Origin of the sequence: Helicobacter bilis (genome assembly GCF_900198365.1) — a bacterium.
GTDB classification, from domain to species: Bacteria; Campylobacterota; Campylobacteria; order Campylobacterales; family Helicobacteraceae; genus Helicobacter_A; species Helicobacter_A bilis_B.
The window spans coordinates 1-21,134 of the sequence record NZ_FZMS01000044.1 but is presented as its reverse complement, the minus strand read 5'-3'; the positions used below and the strand labels follow the sequence as shown (position 1 = coordinate 21,134).

The window sequence follows — 21,134 nt, the reverse complement described above, 5'->3', positions numbered from 1 at the left end:
AAGTCGGTTTCTTGTTGTGTGCCTCCGTTGCTAGTATTGGTTTGGCAGTTATTGTTCTTGCAACCGCTGTTGCCATCTTTATGTGTTGTACTAATACTTGCACTCCCGTTATTTTTACTAAAGGTTGTTGTATAATCACCATATGTGTAAGTATAATTTATAGAACCACCATTATTTACTGTAACTAGATTATATTGCTTACCATTATTGCTGCTATTACCTAGATTTGCCAATGTAGCAGCATCTGCTATATCTGCTTGAAAGGCCCCTGCTGTGCCAGGTGATATATCAAATGTTGTATTACCGCTTATAATCATACTGCCATTTTTTACTTCAGTGGTAGCATTACTTGGATCAGATTGGATTCTAAAAATAAGTCTTCCTTGATTGTTAAATGTCCCACTAACAGATATAGTTCCATTTGCACCTATATCTATTGCATTATAATTATTGAGATTACCTTTAAGATAGAGGGTTGGTTTATCTCCACCTACAAAGCCATCATCGATTAGAATCTTTCCATAATTATTCAATGCACCTTTTGTAAGGGTTGTTTGCTCTATTAAGATATTACCACCATTTGCAACTTGTCCTGTGCTATTTGTAATATTCTCATTTGTCATAATATCTGGTAAGATGAGATAGTGCTTACCATCACTTGTAGTTACATATGTACCACTTGCATTTTGATAGTCTGCTGTATTTGTGCCACTAGTGTTATTATTTTGACTTTTACTTGATTCTATAAGCTTTTTAATCTCATCAGCACTCATATTTTTTAAGTCTTTGGAATCTGCACTTACTTTGAGATATTTGTCAAAGTCTTGTTTCACCTCTTCATTGCCATTTAATTCAATATTCATCACACCACTATGCTTACTCGAATCTTTTATATGTAAAAGTTCATTTACATTCAAGGCATTTGCTACAATTTTTGAAGCACCATTTGTGATGATTGTCTGTCCTTTTTTGTTTGTAATGGTGTTAAAAATCCCTGTTTTCATATAAATATCAGCTTCCATTGCACTCAGTTCGTTGATATTTACTTGTTTAATATCCCCAAAGTTTATATAGCTTGTAGGTCTTGCAGCAACGAAGTTGATATTTAGGATATCACCGCCACCTTTAAACCACAAAGCCGCAGAATCTGCTGTATGACTTGTGCCTATTTCCATTGACAGATTATTGATGAAGCTTTTACCGATATTTTCACTCACGGTTGTATATGCACTGCCATCAGTTGGATGCTCAAAACCCACACGATTTGCATTTGCTTTCCATACAGTGAAGTTATTGAAATGGAAGTTTTTTGCTTTGAGTGTGCCATTTCTAAATTGCAAATCATCAATGAAAGTAGTGTTTTTTACACCTGTCAAGTCAAGATAGCTATTATTCAGCGAAGTAACTAACGAGATTGCCTCTACTTTACCAGCATAGAAGTTATTGCCTTTGATTTGAAGTGTATTAAATGAGCCAATACCGCTTTCATTCGCTGTGCCACCAGTTACACTTTTTACGATAACATCACCCTCTTTACTATTTAGCTCTATCCAACCCGCACAAGCTTGAGTGATACAAATATCAACGGCAAAGCCGACATTCCCTACCACTATATCTTTTTTTGTATTAACAAAGATATTAGAATGTCCCATGCCTTTAATACTTTGTGAGATAAAACCACCTTCTTTTGCATTAAATTTTATCTCACTTTTTGGAATCACAGCAAAGCCACCAACCCCACCAATACCATCAAAATACACATCATCTGCAACGATACTGCCGTCCGCATTGACATTTAAAACCTGCGATAATCTACCAGCTGCCTTGCCTATATTGATATTGTTTGCATATAGATTTATTACCCCTTGAGAACCAGCAAGCCCATTTTGATTAAAAGACACTCTGTCTATATGTAAATTTTTTTTATAAGCACCATTATCTGCACCAACAACAACATTCAGTCTAGTGCCACCGCCTTTATTGTTATGTGCTAGACCACCAATTTTTGTATCTACATTAATATTGACATTTCCATTAAAGCCTACTACACCTGTATGGGAAGTATAAATATCGTGTATTGTAATTTTGCCTTCCCAAGGTTTTTCTGATTTTATATTAAGATCTACGCTGCCACCAAAGTTATTTGTCCTCAAATCAATACTTGTAAAGGTGAAACTACCACTTTGATTCCCATTAGCAATATGCAATGTGTCTGAAGTTGCACCCCCACCGAGATGACACCAAAACCAATCACAAGCAGCAGTCCAAGAACGTTGTCCTCCGGCTCCCAACCTTTGCTCCTTGCCATACCCTACATTACACAGCAATAGCGTAGTTCCAAATACAGACGCATATAAGTGTTTTGTCTGCACTCGTTTTAGCAAAATACCACTTAATATAAAAGCTTTGCCCTTTAATTTCATTCCCCAATTTTTACCACTCATTACACTCACTCCAAAAAAGATAAATATTTGCAATAGCAAATAAAAATACTCATGTGATTTTAACAAAAAAAAAAAAACAAATTCAAGCAAATTTTATAAAAAGTAGGTAATAGTTACAAATCATTGAAACATTAAAATATGTATATAGAATCTAGCTTTTACCCAATGTTTGCAATATGGCTTTTACCATATCATTTGGTGGCATTTGCAATATCTCATTGCTTAATCCTTGCAGGGCTTGTGTGATTTGCGTATCTTTAAAGCCTAGTGCGACTAAAGCTTCATGGGCTAATTGCACATTTACATTATTTGGGGTTTGTATACTTTGAGTATATCCAGCTAATTCAAGCATGATTTTTCCAGCAACCTTTGCACCAATGCCCTTTACACTCTTTAATGCAGCAAGGTTGTTTGTCCGCACGATAGCAAGAAACTGCTCCACAGAATAGCTTGATAGAATCATTAAAGCAATTTTTGCGCCTACACCATTGACCTTTAAGAGTTGCAAAAATACCTCTCGCTCTCTGCGTGTCTCAAATCCATACAACAAATGGGAATCTTCGCGGATAATCTCAGCAATCTCAAGTGTTACATGTGTTTTATTCTGTAAAGCAGCACTTGTAAGTAGTGAAATCTCAACCATATAAGTAACGCCAGAGACTTCTAGCTCTACACCTGTTGGCAAAAGCTTTTCTATATTTCCCTTTAACCTTACAATCATTATGTATCCTTAGCCATTATGTCTCACATTACATGTAGGCGATAAAATCAAGCGTATTTATACAAGATTTTGTATTTTAGAATCGCAACAATAGATTCTATTTTTAAGCTAGGCTCATCTCGCAATAAGCCCAAAACTTTAAATTAAATGGGTGTTTTAAGCAAACATTGGTGCAACAACAAAGCCCAAAGCCACCGCAAACACAACCGCTATAATACCCGGCAGTATGAAGCTATGATTGAAAACAAATTTGCCAATGCGTGTAGAGCCGGTGTCGTCCATTTGCACCGCTCCAAGTAGCGTAGGATATGTAGGAAGCACAAATAATGCCGACACAGCCGCAAAACTTGCTACCAAAATATACGCAGAATCTACATTTGTAGCACTAATGCCAAGTGCAGCAATCACAACTGGCATAATCGCCTTAGCCGTAGCCGCTTGTGAGTAAAGCAACATACTCGCAAAGAAAAGGGCTACTGCCAAAAGTGCGGGATAATCGCCCACAAGTTTGCCGGCTAAATCGCCAATCTCTGCTTTGTAGCCATCAACAAAAGTATTGCCAAGCCAAGCCACACCTAAAACGCACACACAAGCCGTCATTCCAGCTTTAAATGTGCTTGCATCAAGCAATTTGCCGGTTTCTACCTTGCAGAAAATCACAATCAAAGTCGCAATCATCAGCATAAAGCTCATAATCGCCCCATCGCGTGGCAATCGCACGGGGTCAATGTAGCTTTTTACCATTGCTGATAAGTTTGCTAACATTCCATCTTTTTGTGCGAAGTCTGGCAGGATAGAATCTAGCTCCCCTGCCATAGAATCTAGCTTAGATTCTATTAGTTCAAGGGCTTTTTCATTCTGCTCATTTTTAGCAATAGAATTTATCTCGTTTTTTGCGGTGGCAAAGGCATTTTGAAGATTTTCTATATCATTTGGATTTGCCTTAATGGCAGGGATAGAATCTATATAAGCTTTTTTCAAAGATTCTAGCGGTGTGCTAAGGTTTTGTTTTTCTAGTTTTAATTGCTCACTATCTTTTATTGCTAAAAGTGAAGTCGCTTCATTCTTTATAGAATCTAGCTCTTTATCCACATAAACCGGGATATTTTTGCTTACAGATTCTAGCATAGGCTTACGCACGACATCAGATATTGAAGTGGCATAAATCACCACGCAAAGCACACCCGCAAGGAAGATCCCAACACTTAGCTTTGCTCCCTTTTTTAGCTCAATGTGTGCCGCACCATTTGCGGATTTCACAAGTCCAGCTTTTAGTCGCTCTTGATACACAGGGTCTTTACTCAAATCAAGTGGGAAAAACTTACTCACCACAAAGGCAGTCAGCATACACGCACTAAAGGTTGTGATAAGCCACACTAAAAGCAAAGTAGGATAGCTCCAGCCAAGCGGCTCTAGCACACCCGTCATATACACCACCGCCGCACTCACAGGACTTGCGGTAATGGCGATTTGACTAGAAACAACAGCGATTGAAAGAGGGGCGGAGGGCTTAATATTTTGCTCTTTTGCCACTTCCACAATCACAGGTATCATAGAAAAGGCAGTATGCCCAGTCCCTGCTAAAAATGTCAAAAAGTAAGTAACCGTTGGGGCAAGGTAGTTAATGTATTTTGGATTCTTTCTTAGAATCTTTTCAGCTACTTGCACCATATAGTCTAGCCCACCAGCAAGCTGCATTGCCGCAATCGCCGCAATAACTGACATAATGATAAGGATAACATCCCAAGGAATAGCTCCGGGCTTCATACCCAAAAAGAGACAAAGCACAACGACACCAAAGCCACCAGCGTAGCCTATCGCCATACCGCCAAGCCGAATACCGATAAAAATAGCTCCAAGCAGCACGGCGACTTGAAGTATAAGCACTAACATTTCCATTGTAATCCTTTGTTTTGTATTGAAAAACCTTAGAATCCAGACTTTATGAGTGGGTGCAGGGTTTAGGGTGTAAAAAAATAAAACTTAGTTTTTTATTTTTTTCTTTAAGGGGGAGGGGTTTGAATTGCGAAATCACCCCTCCTCCTTAAAAATCCCCCACCCGATAACGCTTTATAGGTTTGCGTTTCACGCGATTTTATTTTAACACGCTTAAGGATGTGCCTTAAGCGTAGCCAACTCACAATCTATTTTTAAAGGAATTGTGGTTTATAGAATCCAGATTCTATAAACACTAAACCTAACTCAAGTTACTTACGCAAATGGCGAATTTTTTTGAAACTTCGCTTTATCTTCCGCACTCATATGAGGGTTTAGCATATTTTGCGGTTGGAAAATCTCATCTAACTGCTCTTTGCTTAAAAGCTTTCTTTCTAATGCGATTTCTTTCACCGGCTTACCTGTTTGCAAAGATTCTTTAGCGACAGACGCAGAGTTTTCATAACCGATATATGGGTTTAACGCAGTAACGATACCTATGCTGTTATACACAAAGTCGCTACACACCTTTTCATTTGCTGTGATTCCATCTACGCATTTACTTGCAAGGGTAAGCATTGCGTTTCTCATCATAGAGATAGAGTTAAAGAGTCCATAAGCAATCACTGGCTCAAATACATTGAGTTGCAATTGTCCGCCTTCACTCGCAAAGCTCACAGTTACATCATTACCGATAACTGCATAGCACACCTGATTTACCACTTCTGGAATCACAGGATTAACTTTTCCGGGCATTATAGAGCTTCCGGGCTGCATTTTAGGGAGATTTATCTCATTTAGCCCAGCTCTTGGTCCAGAGCTTAGTAGTCGCAAGTCATTGCATACTTTAGAGAGTTTTACCGCTACTCTTTTTAGCACACCACTTACTTGCACATAAGCACCCGTATCTTGTGTCGCTTCAATCAAATCATCAGCGGTTTTGAAAGGGTGTCCTGTAACTTCGCAAAGGTGTTTTTGCACAATTTTTGGATAGTCTGGGTGAGAGTTTATCCCCGTGCCGATTGCTGTGCCGCCCATATTGATTTCTGTTACAAGGCTTCTTGCCTCTAGCACTCTAGCAATATCTTCGCCCATCATCACCGCAAAAGTGTGAAACTCTTGCCCCAAAGTCATAGGCACAGCGTCTTGGAGTTGTGTGCGTCCCATTTTTAGCACATCTTTAAACTCTTTTGACTTATTTTCAAATGATTTTTTAAGCACTTCCATATCTTTAGCAAGGGCGGATAACTCATCATAAAGGGCTACATGGATAGCTGTTGGGTAAGAGTCGTTTGTAGATTGAGAGAGATTCACGTGGTCGTTTGGGTGGCAGTGCTGATAATCGCCCTTTTTATGCCCCATAATCTCTAAAGCAAGGTTTGCTACCACTTCATTTGTATTCATATTTGTGCTAGTTCCAGCCCCGCCTTGAATCATATCTACGACAAATTGATCGCGTAATTCCCCAGCGATAAGCCTATCACAAGCCTTACAAATGGCATCTTTTTTTGTGCTATCTAGTAGTTTTAGCTCATTATTTGCTAGAGCCGCTGCCTTTTTCACTTGAGCAAAAGCCTTAATAAAGCTTGGATAGCCACTGAGTTTATCACCTGTAATGTTGAAGTTTTGCAAAGCTCTAAAAGTTTGCACTCCATAATACACATCATCAGCAATTTCTAGTTCGCCTATAAAATCGTGTTCTACGCGTTTTCCCATAATAAACTCCAAAAAATGAATTTCGCAATAATTGCTACTGCTTCAGCGGATTATAGCAAAAAAAGTAACAAGTATCTATGCTTTTAGCAATATTTAAGCCATTAAGGTGCAATAATCTGTGTTTTATGTAATAGATTCTCTGTTTTAGAATCTCATTTGAAATAATTTTTAACAAAGCAAAACTTTTAGTTGCCATGCAACCTAAATTTCAGTATTGCTTTTTGAATGTGTGCAAAATGTATGAAAATATGAATTTATGGTGCTTCTACAAATAAAATGTAATTTAGCTATTTTTATGCTTCAACTTTTCCCCGATTTGCATGTATGTCGTGCAATAAAATCCTAATAATTTTCAATGCGATTGGCCGTTTTATAGCTTGTTGCATTTCTTTATGAATCTTTGTGTAATTTATTTTCTTTAGATTGTTGCAGTATTTTTATTGTATCTATCATATTCTCATTGTTAATAATTGTTTATTTCCATATTCGTAAAAAATTTGCAAGAGAGGCTTAAAATCTCTCGCTGAAAAAAACACAAACAAAAGCAATAAAACTCTTCATAGATTCTATCCTTTTACAAAATCTTGCTACTTCTTAGTGTGTTGCATATTAAAACACTCAAATAAACACCCAAAAAATGCTAAAATACCAAACAAAATAAATAAAAGGGCTTTAAGTGCTAAAGATTCTAAACTTTTATGCTTTTTGTTGTGCTGCTATTATTATGCTATGCTCTTTTATAAAGCATAATAATATCAAGCATGAGATATATTCCCCTTTCTTTATTACACAAACTAAGGTCACACAAGCTACACATAACACACCGGATAAAAACCTGCCCTTTATTGCTACACAATCGCTATTGCCAAACAAAGAATTAAGCGCACATGCAAGTGCGATAGTAGCAAAAGATTCTAAGCTTATGGCGCTTTTTTATGCAGGGACTAGAGAGGGGGCATTTGATGTGAAAATCTATCAAAGCTTTTTAGACACAAAGACATTAGATTCTAAATGGAGTGAGCCTTTAGTGCTACTTACGCCAGAGAGACTTACAAGCCTTAGTGGGAGATATGTAAAAAAGCTAGGCAATCCTATCGTATTTAAAGATTCTAAAGATAGAGTACATTTGTTTGTCGTTGGGGTTAGCCTTGGTGGGTGGGCTACTTCTAGGATATATCAGTTTTATTTTAGCGATGATTTAGCTACAATCCATTATGTGCGAGAGCTGCATTTAAACCCTTTTGGTAACTACTCTCATCTTGTCCGCACACCAGCCCTGCCGCTTGAAAATGGTGGATTTATCCTTGCTTTCTCACATGAAATGTGGCATAAATTCCCGCTTATTGCATTCTTTGATGAAAATGGCAATATGCTAACCACAAAGGCTATCAATCATCTAAAAGCACAACTACAACCTAGCATTATCGCCCTAAATGATAGCGAATGTGCCGCATTTTATCGCACAAATAATCGCTACAATACAAATACCTACTATCAAACTTGTGAGAATTACGCTAAAACTTGGCATAACATAGAAACAAGCAATATGAAAAACTATGATAGCTCGATACTGCTTGTAAATCTTGGCGATGAAGTCGTGCTGATAACAAATGATGGCAAACATAATCCTATATGGCAGGGCGATACAAAAAGGGGCGATAGACAAAGCCTTAGCCTTTATTATTTAGCGGATAAGATAAAGGGGCAATTTGCCTATATTGATACTATTGACACAGCTAAAAAGGGCGGCGAAGTTAGCTATCCTGCGGCAATACTCGATAATAATCTCTTGCATATTACCTATACTTATAATCGAAAGACAATCAAGCATACCGCACTAAATATTAACGCAATACTAGAAAAGATAGAATCTATGAGAAAAGATTCTATACAACAGATAAAGGGGGGCAAATGATAGTTACAAGTATTTGTATGCTTGGGGTCTTATTGCTACTCTCAAATGGTGCGTGTAGATTGAGTCTAAAAGATTCTAAGACTTCTTTTAGTCGTAAAGTCCTTATTGTATTTAGTCTTTTAAGTCTTATATGCTTTTTACCTATAATAGAAAATGTTGGCATTGTAAAGCATATATATTCATATTTTGATTCACCAAGCTTTTTTGTTATGATACTTATTTGTGCTGCGTGTTTGAGACTTGTAGATTTTAGGGTGCGAAATAATAAAAACCGGATTCTAAAATCTAATACTTGGCATGTTGAGCTTGAACCAAGCGAAAGGGAAACTTCTAACATGGAATCTAAAAGAGATATTTCCCCTTTTTCAAAGGCTCAATATGGCACAAAACTAGATTCTAAAACAACCACTTGTCATATTGAGCGTAGCAAAATATCTAATACAGAATCTAAAAAAGCCACATTCTATTCACACAAGCATTGCATAGAATCTTCTAATATAGGATTTAATATCTACACTGCCCTTATACTTTTTATATATGGTGCTATTTTATATGGTGGCTCTCTTGGCATGATAGATTTTTACTTGCAAGAATTGGCTATTCAATCATCTCATTTGCAAGACTTTGACACACACGCATTTAATCCACTTAATATAAACACATTCAGCACACAAGCATTTGACATATATCACGCAACACTGCTTAATCAAGCCCTAATTAGCTTTGTGTTACTTGTGCTACTTTACATAAGCAATAAAGAGATTGGAATCTTAGCCCTTTTTTCATTCATTTTATTTTGCATATTGAGTGGCGAAAATACTAGTCTATTAGAATGCTTCATCTGCCCTTATCTATGGCTATATTCTATTTTTTATATTGTTTATAGAATCTTACTTAGATTCTATAGGTTTGTATCCATCAAAATACATGATAACTGCATATAAATCTAGTTAATTTTTTTGTTTCCTTTTTATTGACTATTTGTTTTTTTTTGTAGAGTCGCCGCATTGCAATATAACATACATATAAGGTGCGGACACTATGGAGCAATATTATAGCGATGTGAGACAATTGGCATGGTGGATACCGGGCAAGAAAACCCGCCATGCAATGAGAAATGTATTATGTCATTTGGGCAATCTAAGCAATCTAGATTCTATAGCAAGTGAAACACAAAAAAGAGCAAATGCCATTCTAGCGGATATAACGCTATACAAAGACAAACCAAAGGCATTTTTATTGCAAACTCCAGAATATGGCAATATAGGCGATCAAGCAATTACACTTGGGACAAAAGTATTTTTAGAATCCTATTTTCCAAACATGGCGATTATTGAATATAGTTTAAATGATATTGTTTTATGTGGTGATTTGATAGCAAGATTTATTGCCCCACAGGATATAATTTTCCTACAAGGTGGCGGGAATATGGGAAATTTATGGATGGATATAGAGGAAGCTAGAAGAAAGCTTTTGAGTGAGTTCCCGTATAATCGCATTATTATATTTCCTGTTTCTGTTAGTTTTACTGATGATTGTGATGGCAAACAAGAGATTCTAAACTCTAAAGCATATTACAACGCACATAAAAGTCTAAGCATTATGACAAGAGATTCTAAAAGTTATGAGATAGCTAAAAAGCATTTCACACACAATAATATTGTGCTTATTCCAGATGTTGCTTGTTGTCTTGCTAGGCACTCTTCTTTATTTACACAAACACAAAGAAGCAAAGATATTATGCTTGTTTTCCGCAGCGACAAAGAGAAAGTGTTGGATAACGACATGATAGATGACATAAAGGCATATTGCAATAATAGCAATTTTGCTTACGATGAAATTGATACATGTATTGAGAATAACAATATTACACAGCATACAAGGCATTTTGTAGTGCAGCAAATGTTAAATAACTTTGCTTCATGTAGGCTTTGCATTACAGATAGATTCCATGGTATGCTTTTCTCATACATTACAAAAACCCCTTGCATTGTGTTCCCTTCACTTGATCATAAAATTTCGTATGGATATGAGTGGCTACAAGAGCTAACATGGATTTATAAGGTAAATCCAAGCGATGATATACATGCAATACAATCAAAAATTATGCAATTTTTAAATATAGAATCATGTGAGGATACTATAGAACTTGCAAATGTTTTTTACAAAAACTTTAATCAGTTTTATAAAGAAGGAGAGATTTCATGTATATAATTCATTTTTCCGTTGATGATTGTATGGATATGTTTAAAGATATAACAACTCATAGCTACGCAAACCTTTTTCAATCCCCATATTTTTCTTTTCTAAAAGAACTACATAAGAAGTATAATGCTTGCATAAGCCTTTTTTGTTTTATTGAATATAATAATTTTAGTTTGCAAAAGACTACAAATAAGTATGTAAAAGAGTTTTTAGAAAATAAGCATTGGTTAAAATTTGGTTTTCATGGGAAGAATGAGAGTAGCAGATATAATACAGAAACAGAAAATATTGAAAAAGATTATAGAATCTTTTTGCAAGAAATAAAGCGTATAACAGGACACAAAGAAGTATGTTTAGCACTTAGGCTTCATTGTTTTTCGGGGTCAAAAACAGCTTTAGAATCTTTAGGGAAGTTTGGCATTTCTGGTTTCTTAACACGAGATATGGCAGTCAATAGAGAAAATAAAAGCTATTATTTAGATTCCAATCAAATCCATTTCATCAATAAGAATCAAAGTTATAAAGACATAGACACAGGCATTTCTTTTTACAAAAGTTTTACGCGTATAGAATCTTTAGAAAAGAAAGATATAGAAAAAGAAAATCTCGCTAGACACCTTATTCTATATACACATGAATGCACTTTGCTAGACAAACAAACGCAACAATTTTTACACGACATTTACACTCAAACGCAAACTACGCATACACCAAACTTCCCAGAAGCCCTACATGATATGGAGCTAAAAAGCTTTACAACAGATTCTATAAAAACATTTTTTGATGCTTATATTCCTATTACTTCTTGTAATCTCAAATGTCAATATTGCTATATCACACAGCAAAATCTTTGGTTTAATAAGCCGCCTAAATTTGAGTATAGCCCAGAACACATTGCAAAAGCCTTAAGTAAAGAGCGTTTAGGTGGGACATGTCTCTTTAATATGTGTGGCGGTGGTGAAACTCTTTTGCATCCGCATATCATTGATATAATACAGGCAATATTAAACGAGGGGCATTATGTATGGGTTGTAACAAATGGCACATTAACAAGTCGATATAAAAAACTTGCTACATTGCAAAAAGATTTGCTTTATCGACTTGCCTTTAAGTTTTCTTTCCATTATTTAGAGCTGAAAAGGACAAAAAAGCTTATGACTTTTGCTAATAATGTAAAGCTTATGCAAGATGTTGGTTGCTCTTTTAGTGTGGAGATTACACCACATGATGAGTTGATAGAATATATTGATGAAATCAAGGATTTTTCACTTAACACTTTTGGAGCATTACCGCATATAACTATAGCAAGAGATGAAACTAATAATAAGGCTATTTTAACCAAATATACAAAAGAAGAATATGAAAAGATTTGGTCAAGCTTTGATTCTGAACTTTTTAGATTTAAATTCTCAATATTTTTGCAAAAACGCAGGGAATATTGCCATGCGGGTAAATGGTCATATACTGTCAATATGGGAAATGGTGTGATGAGACAATGTTACTCAAGCAATAAATCTCAAAATATTTTTAGTGATACAACTTCTGCCCTAAATCTCCCCTGTGTTGGTGTAAAGTGTGAAGAGCCACATTGCTATAATGGACATGCTTTTCTCACTTTGGGTGCTATTCCGACACTAGAGACACCAACCTATGCCCTTATGCGTAATCGAGTGCAAAAAGATGGCAGAGAGTGGCTCAATCCATATATGAAAGCATTTATTTCACATAAACTCCATGAAAACAACACAAAAGATTCACTGCATAAAAGATTAAAGGGGCATATAAGAAATTTTAGCAAAACGCTTTTGACACGCCAGAGTGATTTTACAAGAGGGTGATTTTACAAGCCTACTGAATATAGCGTGATAAAACCATAGCAAATATATTTCAACTTCAATTCTTCTTTTAACTTATTTGATAGAGGGTGGCCATGATTGTATTTTCTATCAAATAGCATGTCGCTTCTACTATTGAAATCTCTTAACAAATAACACAAGCAGTTATGAAAACATCATGGATATACAAAACATTAAGCAATATGTTACAATTTGTAGTTTTCCCTTGATTTGTTTTTTTTTTTTTGATATAATGCCGACGGCGAGGTTTCGAGCTTAAATTTAGTATTATATAGTGTGATACAAATTTATTTATCATAAAAGATTCTAAAAGCAATGTAGTGAGGCAACCTATATTACACCTTTTACAAGAACCTTTGGCTTTAGTATGTAAGTTCTAACCTTTAGCAGTTTTCAACTCCTTTACTTTGGATAGGTTGTCTCACCACATTGCTTATGAGTTACATTTATATATACATTTCTTACCCCACATCTTAACCCTTTGTGATTATTTAAGTTCTGCTTATTAAATTTTAATCCCAAGTTAAACTCAACAAACAAGCTATTTCTAAAGGCAAAATGGAATTTTGCTATAATGTCAAATAATTTTTAGAATCTATCTTTTAAATTTAGCTTTAGAATCCATTTTGCAAAAGGAAATAAATGAATTTTCATGATTATCTTTTATTGCTTAGTGCAGCTTTTTTTGCCTCTCTTTCTCATTGTGTTGGTATGTGTGGTGGGATTGTCGTGGGGCTAAATATGCGGCAATTTGATAGCTCAAAGATACTACAAGCCCTTGCAAATATACTCTACTTTTTTGGGCGAATGTGTAGTTATATGCTGATTGGCTTGTGCTTTGTGTTTATTGGAAAAAGCTTTGGATTCAGTCAAACTGCAAAGGCGATTATTTTTATTGTGCTTGGGATTTTGCTATTTATCACCGCCCTTATTATCACTTTCTATCCCAAAATGCTTGGGAATGTAACCCCTAGTGGCAATTACGCATGGTATAAAAAGGCTTTTCACAATGCCCTGCAATCAAAAAGTATTGCAGGATTTTTTATCATTGGAATCTTAAATGGCTTACTGCCCTGCCATCTTGTGTATATGTTTGCTATTAAAGCCGCAGATTCTCTAAGTGTATGGCATGCTATGCTTAGCATGTTTATCTTTTCTCTTGGGACTTTTTTGCCCTTATTTCTCGTTGGATTTTTTAGCCAACAACTTTTCCATTCTACAATGCGGCGTGTGTTTTTGTATATTGCATTTGTGATTATGAGCTATTTTGCTTTTAGTAATGTCTATAAAGGTGTGCAACTACTGCAAGGGCATAATCCTATGCACCATGAAAATCATAATAACATGTCGCATGAAAAGCATCATGACACACAAATGCCAGATATGGATTCTAATAGCCATTCACATCACAAAACAAACAATTAACGCTTAAACTTCTTCTTAAGTCTCACATAACTTAACACAAAGCATACACAAAAGATTAAAGCTAGGGCATAGAAATTTGGCATGATATTATGCAAACTATCGCCCATTTGATTTAGCCGTATAAAGCCATTAATACCATGATATGCGGGGATAAGATTCACAAGCCATTGTAAGACTTGCGGCAATAGCATAACAGGATAGATAAAGCCCATCATAAACACAAGCGGCAGTGATGATATGAGTATAATCTGTGTTGGCAAGGCACTATCGCTTATAAAAGTGCTAAGAAACATGCCAAATGCCGCACAACTCGCAATAAACATTAATCCAAAAAACCAAAAATCAAAAGGATTTGCAGTCGTATGGATTCCATAAATCTTAAAAAACACACCAAAATAAAGCAAAAACAGCACGACATAAATACCGCTAAACACAAAGATTCTAGCCCATAAAACATAGCTTAAAGGTGCGGTGTTAAAGTAGTGTTTCTCGTGATTTTCATGGGCTTTATTTTGACTTGCCCCTTGTATCATAATCCCAGCGATAAGCGTTTGATGTAGGATAAATACCAAGATAGCCGCTAAAGCGTAGTTGATATAGCCTACTGAAGGATTAAAAAGCGGTAAGGAATCAAATCTTACAAGTGTCGTATCGTCGCCAATATTGATTTCACCCTTTAGGGCTTTTGCTTTGAGTTTAATCTCATTACTCCAGTAATTTCCCACTTCATTTAAGCCCTCAATAATCGTGCCATATATCAAAAAATAGGACGCATTCGCACGATATAAAAGTGTAGTTGGCACACCTTTATACATATTAGATTCAAAACCTTTGGGGATACTTAACTGCCCATAGACTTCACTTCTCTCAAGCATGTCTTTTGCCGCTTTTAAAGAATACACGACATGTTCTACTTGTAAATTCTCGCTTGCATTTACAAGGAAAATGAAATCTTTTGAAAGCTTTGTATTATCTAAATCAAGGACTACAATCTTTTGCTTACGCACCACATCAGCATAATAGGGTGTAGGATACAAGAATACATAAAGCAAAGATCCCACAAATACCACAAAAACAATCGTGATATTGCTAAATACTGCCTTTAATTCTTTACCAATCACCTCTAAAAAAGTCATTTTTCTGCCTTTAATTCTTTTGTAATATCCTTTGAATACCTTTTGTGGTTACGCCTAAAACTACGGCTTTCGTATGGAGCATGGATTTTAAGTAAGAATATTTTGTTTAACCTTAAAATAACAAAAATCCAAAATTACCCTATGCTTTATATGCCGTTGTGCCAACCTGTAGTGTTCCCAAGCAATACAGGTTTAAAGGACGGTGGATTATAACAAATCTTTTTAAATGCTGGTATTTATAGGTTTAATGTATCCATTGTATTAAAATAAGGAAAGCAGAACAAGTATTTTGCAAGTTAAAACAACCCCACACACTTTTCGCAAAAAACAAGATAAGGCGATAGCGTAAATACACAATCGCTAATAATAACATGCAACAAGCAAAGACATGAATTTTAAACTCTCTACGAATATGCATTAAAATGCTACAATATAAGTTTCTAATTTTATCTCCATTACAGATACAACCAAAGAAGTAAGCACACAAAGGAACTCTATGGATAATACCCTGCATTCACAACTACAAAAGATTCCAAATGAACCAGGAATCTATCAATACTATGATAAAGATGATAAATTACTCTATGTGGGCAAAGCAAAGAATCTTAAAAAAAGAGTGAAAAGCTACTTTACAAAAGAATGCAGTCCAAATCCAAAAAATAGCCTTAGAATCCAGCACATGGTCGCACAAATAGTAAGCATTCATACAATCATTGTAGCAAATGAGCATGAAGCCCTTATCCTTGAAAACTCATTCATAAAATCACAGAATCCAAAATACAACATTCTCTTACGCGATGATAAAACATATCCCTATATTACGATTAATCTCAATGACTGCTACCCTAGATTTAGCATCACAAGGCGTATTATAAAGCATAAAGATACACTCTATTTTGGTCCATATCCAAAGGGGGCAAAAGAGATATTGCAAAGCCTTTATGAGCTTTTCCCCATAGTCCAACAGGCAAGTTGTCTTAAAGGCAAAAAGCCATGCCTTTATTATCAAATAGGCAAATGCCTTGGCGTATGCAGCATAAAAGATTCTAACACAAAAGCAGAGTATGACTCATATATACAACAAGCCATAACACTTATGAAAAATACAAGTAAAATGCAAAAGATTCTAGAATCTAGCATGCTTTCATTTGCAGAAAAAGAGCTTTTTGAACAAGCAAAGATATGTAAAGATTGCATTGAAGTCTTGCAAGAGACTACAAAGTTTTGTGCGGTGGATATGAAAAAGCTTTATAATGCTGATGTATATAGTTTTGTGCTGCAAGGCAGTAATGCGATATTATTTAAGCTATTTGTAAGAGATGGTAAGGTAGTAAGCACACATCACCAGTTTGTAAAGCCAAATATGACAGATGACGCAGAAAACCCATCGCAAAAAGAGTTAATAAGAGAAGAGTTGGCATGTGAGATTTACACTCAAGCTTTACTAAAGATTCTAAAAGAAGGCACACTTTGTGATGACATTATCCTTGCTGATATTAGCACAGAGAGTTTGCAAATGCTAAAAGATTCTATACCAGAGTTTGCTAATAAGCTATTTGCCCCGCAAAAAGGTGAAAAACTCCGCCTAGCTACACTTGCACGCACAAATGCCCTGCATATACTCACACATAAGACAAATCTATATGCAAAGCAAGAGCAGGTGTTGCGAGAGATTAAAGAGCTTTTTTCACTAGACCATGAGATTACAAGCATTGAAGTCTTTGATACAAGCCATCATAGTAGCAGTTTTATCGTAGGGGGCATGGTAAGCTATGTAGATTATGATTTTTATAAGCCCGGATACAGACATTATAATCTAAGTGGTAAAGATGAATATTCACAAATGAGAGAAATGCTAACAAGACGCGCTAAAAGCTTTGATGAGAATCCAGCCCCAAGCCTATGGCTGCTTGATGGTGGATTAGCACAGATTAATCTAGCCTTAGAGATTCTAGAATCAAGTGGAGCTAGAGTGAGTGTATTAGCTATTGCTAAGGAAAAAAGAGATTCTAAAGCCTATCGTGCAAAAGGACATGCAAAAGATATTGTCCGCTCAAAGCATGTAGAGTTTAGATTACAGGCAAATGACCCTCGCTTACAATTCCTACAAAAGCTACGCGATGAAGCACATAGATTTGCCATTACCTTTCATCGTAATAAAAAGGTTAGGGATATTAGAAAGGGGTAGATTCTAGATGTTGCAATTTTGTCTTTTAAATTGTTTCAACATAAAAAGTCATTATAATCCAGTAATTGCTATGTTGTGCAACAGCAAAGAATCGTTTTAGAAGCTAATTTCTCCCTATCATATAACCTACTTATTTAAACATAAAACACACAAAAAAGCGTAGAATCTATATTGTAATTCATTTTTTGTAGTATAGAATCCTTGCTTCTATAAAACTCACATTCTATTTGCAAAACATTAACACACATAATGCTTTATTTAAAGTTGGATTCTTAATTTTACAAAATCATATTAAAAGATTAATTTTATAAAAATTTAGAATCTCATTTTGTGCTATTTAGATTCTAAATAGTTAATCTCTCTTCATATCCGCTAGATTATATAGCCACTCAAGCATATCATGTAGCACTTCTTCCTTATTGATTTCTTGGAAAATCTCATGTCGTGCTTCCTTGTATAGCTTTAGTGTAACTTCAAAGCCAGAATCCTTTAAAAGTTGTGCCATTTTCTGCACACCCTTACCAAAATCACCGCATGAATCACTTGCCCCACTGATGACATAAATAGGTGGTTTTGGCAAATCCTTACTATTTAACGCACTCTTTTCGCAAAGCACTTCTTGCAGCCATAATGTCCCTTTAAAAAGTGCGATAAAGCTATCAAGCGAAAACACAAACTGACACGCCGCATCGGAGCGATACGCCTTAACACTCTCTATATCCCTACTTAGCCATGCAAACTCACTTGTGCTATATTTTGCATTGCTATCCTTTTTCGCAAAAGGTCTATTGAATCCACCAAATGAAAGACTATTAATAAAGTTTTTACCCCATTCTTTTGCACCAATGAGGCGTAAAAATGACGCCATGCTAATGCCTGTTTTAAGCAATGGATTATACGCAGGTGAGCCAGAGAGAATAAGCCCATCTAACACCTCACCATGCTTTTTAAGATAACCTCGTGCAAGCAATGACCCCATACTATGCCCAAGCAAAATAAAGCGATGTTGTGGAAACCTAGCGCGAAGCATTTGCGTAAGGCTATATAAATCATCTATTGCCTTATGGAATCCATCTTTATCATTTGTCGCTTCAGTGCCACCCATCTCCCCCCAAACATGCGTAGAAGAAATGCTTTTGCCATGCCCTCTATGATCGCTGATTGCCACAATATAGCCATGTCGTGCTAACTGACTGCAAAGCCAGATATAACGCTCTTTATGCTCTACCATACCATGTGCGATTTGTATAATAGTAGGCTTTGTCGCATGTAGATTCTGTTGTGCTTGACTTTGCTGTGTTTCTTGTGGGAGATAAATATCATAGTAAATATTTAAATTATCACTTTGTGAAGTAAAGCATAAATCTTTTTCTATATTGATATTTTGTGGGATATTGTCTTTTGTTTCCATGTAGATTCCTTAGTTTAATCGCATTTTTGTTATTTTAGAACAGAATCTTACTAAGAGATTCTAAAGATTGAATGAGAAGTTGCTTGTTTTTTAATTTGCTTTGTGAGATATCCTATCATTATGAAATGTTTTGGTCTTTCTCCTTTTTAAAAACCTTTCTTATAGTCCTTTCAATACCTTTTATAGAATCATAAATATTAAACAAGGGTTTTAGTCTATTATATTTTGCTGGATTTGTGATGCGGAGTTTATGACGATACTTAAATTTTTTTTTAAGGTATGGCTCTATCGCACCCATTTTAGTAATAATATCAAGGGGATCGTGCGAAAAAGCAACTAAAGATTCACAATATGAAGCATAAAATGGCAGAAAATTCTCCCTTATACGCAACTCATTACATGGCTTTTTGTCTAAAAACTCAACAAACTCAAAAAACATGAGCAGCATACTGCCTTTTTTGTGGTATTGTCTTGCCATTTCTTTATCGCTAAAGGCTTCATAAATATGTTTTGCGTAATGTGGGACGGGTAGGTTTGGATCGGCATTTGTAATACTATTTTCTCTAATCCTATATAGGTATAACTTGTCTTTTAACACATAAATATTTTCGCTTTGTAGAAACAATAGGCAACCAAAATTATGGTCTTCATGTATCACACCCTTAAGAAAATATAATCTTATGTTCTTAAGAAATGCAAAATCAATTAAGCCAGACCATGCAAAATAAAAGCTATTAATTTTTTTCTCTATACAACAATCTAACCATTCGTGACCACTTAGTTTTACATCTTCTTGAAACTTAAAACACTCCTGCATGGTTGCTCCCCACTCCTTATTGCTGTCATTCTCATAAAACGGCAAAAAATCAAACCACACAATATCTACACCATCTGAATGCTTTATACACTCTTCTATGCAATAAGGTTTCCAGTAGTCATCAGAATCTAAAAAGATAATATAATCTATTTTTTGTGGTTGGAGTGTGGAGTTATGATTGTTTGTGGTGTTTATTGTATGGGTAATGCTTGTATTGTGTATGGATTCTGTATGTTGTGTTGCATGAGTGCTAGCAGTATAGATTTTATAAATGTTATATGGGTTTTCATTTGTAATGTCATAGGAATAGAGTGTTACCCCCCCCCCTACATTCTTATTCATGTGATTTATAGTAATACAATTTCGTTGAATAACGCTAGAATCTAGATTCCCTTCTATGTTTGTATGGACTGTGGAGTTTGAATTGGAATCTAGCCCTTGCTTAGAATCTATGTTAAATATTTCTCTACATTCAACATGACACCTATTAGAATTTTGCTTTGCTTTATCTTGACATTCAGAGTCTGTCGTAGGCGCGATGTTAGATTCTAAATTTATACTAGAATCTAGTTTTGCTTTATACTTTTCACTAAACCATGCAATACCTACATTTCTAGCACTAGATAGCCCACCATTTTCTTTATCTATAAGTATAAATCTAGAATCTTTTGCTACATATTCTTTTGCTATATTTAGACTTTCATTATTATCTGTGCTGCCATCATTAACTAAAACAATGCTTAGATTCTTGTATGTTTGATTTATTACGGAATCTAGACATTCTCTTAGATACTCTGCTACATTATAGATTGGTATTACAACGCCTACTTTTTTGTTTTGCATGGTGGTTTCCTTTTTGGTGTGAGTGGCATCCATCAACAGAAATTATAAGAGATTTTGTGTTAATATGTATTTGTTTTGACTCATCTGACATTCTTTTATCGCTTATTTTTTCCCACATATTTTCTTATACCCCTCTCAATACTTTTTATAGAATCATAGATTGAAAATAATGGCCCTAATAGCTTATATTTCTTTGGATTTGTGATACGGAGTTTATGGCGATATTTAAAACCTTTTTTGAGATAAGGTTCTATCGCTTGTAGCTTGGGAATGAGATTTAGGGGGTCATGCTTAAAATCAAAAAGTTTTAGGCTATGTTGTATATAATATGGAAAAAAGAGTTGTTCTATTGTTTCATTATCTTTGTTTGGATGATCTTTTAAAAACTGAATTAATTCTAAAAGCATGAGAAACCAGCTACTAGCAATATGATATTGTTTAGCTAATCTTGCATTATTGAAGGCTTGATAAATATGTTTGCAATGCGGAACTATATGAGGATTTTTAGAATCAAAACGAGTG

10 protein-coding genes and 5 pseudogenes are annotated in these 21,134 nt (G+C 35.3%); 6 read left to right on the top strand and 9 right to left on the bottom strand.

All coding sequences use genetic code 11. From position 1 onward, the window contains the following. The 5 genes and pseudogenes from C6H08_RS06755 to aspA all read right to left on the bottom strand — a co-directional run. Positions 1-2,444, bottom strand: a pseudogene (locus tag C6H08_RS06755) (autotransporter domain-containing protein); the annotation flags it as partial. A 151-nt stretch (positions 2,445-2,595) separates the two neighbouring features. Further along, entirely contained in the window at positions 2,596-3,165 is a 570-nt protein-coding gene (gene ruvA, locus C6H08_RS06750) for a Holliday junction branch migration protein RuvA (RefSeq protein ID WP_034563485.1), read from the bottom strand. Between the two features lie 156 nt (positions 3,166-3,321). Further along, positions 3,322-3,897, bottom strand: a pseudogene (locus C6H08_RS12445) (anaerobic C4-dicarboxylate transporter family protein); the annotation flags it as partial. Positions 3,898-4,299: 402 nt separating this feature from the next. Next, positions 4,300-5,064 (bottom strand): annotated as a pseudogene (locus tag C6H08_RS12440) (anaerobic C4-dicarboxylate transporter family protein); the annotation flags it as partial. Between the two features lie 312 nt (positions 5,065-5,376). Next, positions 5,377-6,816: an aspartate ammonia-lyase gene (aspA, locus tag C6H08_RS06740; RefSeq protein WP_034563490.1), complete on the bottom strand. Its 1,440-nt coding sequence runs from the start codon at positions 6,814-6,816 to the stop codon at positions 5,377-5,379. Positions 6,817-7,492: 676 nt separating this feature from the next. Between aspA and C6H08_RS06735 the strand changes: the two genes are divergently transcribed. The 5 genes from C6H08_RS06735 to C6H08_RS06715 all read left to right on the top strand — a co-directional run bounded on the left by C6H08_RS06735 (position 7,493) and on the right by C6H08_RS06715 (position 14,217). Beyond that, entirely contained in the window at positions 7,493-8,731 is a 1,239-nt protein-coding gene (locus C6H08_RS06735; protein ID WP_034563492.1) for an exo-alpha-sialidase, read from the top strand. Continuing rightward, positions 8,728-9,675, top strand: coding sequence for a hypothetical protein (locus tag C6H08_RS06730; RefSeq protein ID WP_034579208.1), 948 nt, complete (start codon positions 8,728-8,730; stop codon positions 9,673-9,675). Before C6H08_RS06735 ends, C6H08_RS06730 begins: the two co-directional genes overlap by 4 nt. Positions 9,676-9,772: 97 nt before the next feature. Continuing rightward, a complete protein-coding gene (locus C6H08_RS06725) occupies positions 9,773-10,945 on the top strand; it encodes a polysaccharide pyruvyl transferase family protein (protein ID WP_034579205.1) in 1,173 nt (390 codons plus the stop codon). Then, on the top strand, positions 10,936-12,774 hold the full coding sequence (locus C6H08_RS11500; RefSeq protein ID WP_199773193.1) for a radical SAM protein: 1,839 nt from the start codon (positions 10,936-10,938) through the stop codon (positions 12,772-12,774). The genes C6H08_RS06725 and C6H08_RS11500 overlap by 10 nt, the downstream gene beginning before the upstream one ends. A 660-nt stretch (positions 12,775-13,434) precedes the next feature. Then, entirely contained in the window at positions 13,435-14,217 is a 783-nt protein-coding gene (locus C6H08_RS06715) for a sulfite exporter TauE/SafE family protein (RefSeq protein ID WP_233708519.1), read from the top strand. Here C6H08_RS06715 and C6H08_RS06710 read toward each other — a convergent pair. After that, positions 14,214-15,353 (bottom strand): ABC transporter permease, encoded by a 1,140-nt coding sequence (locus C6H08_RS06710; RefSeq protein WP_034579200.1) that lies wholly within the window; start codon positions 15,351-15,353, stop codon positions 14,214-14,216. The genes C6H08_RS06715 and C6H08_RS06710 overlap by 4 nt on opposite strands. Positions 15,354-15,849: 496 nt before the next feature. On the opposite strand from C6H08_RS06710, the gene uvrC reads away from it, so the two are divergent. Next, complete coding sequence (gene uvrC / locus C6H08_RS06705; protein ID WP_034579198.1) at positions 15,850-17,541, top strand: excinuclease ABC subunit UvrC; 1,692 nt, start codon at positions 15,850-15,852, stop codon at positions 17,539-17,541. Between the two features lie 352 nt (positions 17,542-17,893). Here the strand turns inward: uvrC and C6H08_RS06700 are convergent, their stop codons facing one another. From C6H08_RS06700 to C6H08_RS06690, 3 genes and pseudogenes are all read right to left on the bottom strand, one after another. Beyond that, on the bottom strand, positions 17,894-18,952 hold the full coding sequence (locus C6H08_RS06700; RefSeq protein ID WP_034565158.1) for an alpha/beta fold hydrolase: 1,059 nt from the start codon (positions 18,950-18,952) through the stop codon (positions 17,894-17,896). 1,395 nt (positions 18,953-20,347) lie between these two features. Then, positions 20,348-20,612, bottom strand: a pseudogene (locus C6H08_RS06695) (glycosyltransferase family 2 protein); the annotation flags it as partial. Between the two features lie 95 nt (positions 20,613-20,707). Then, a pseudogene (locus C6H08_RS06690) lies at positions 20,708-21,134 on the bottom strand (hypothetical protein); the annotation flags it as partial.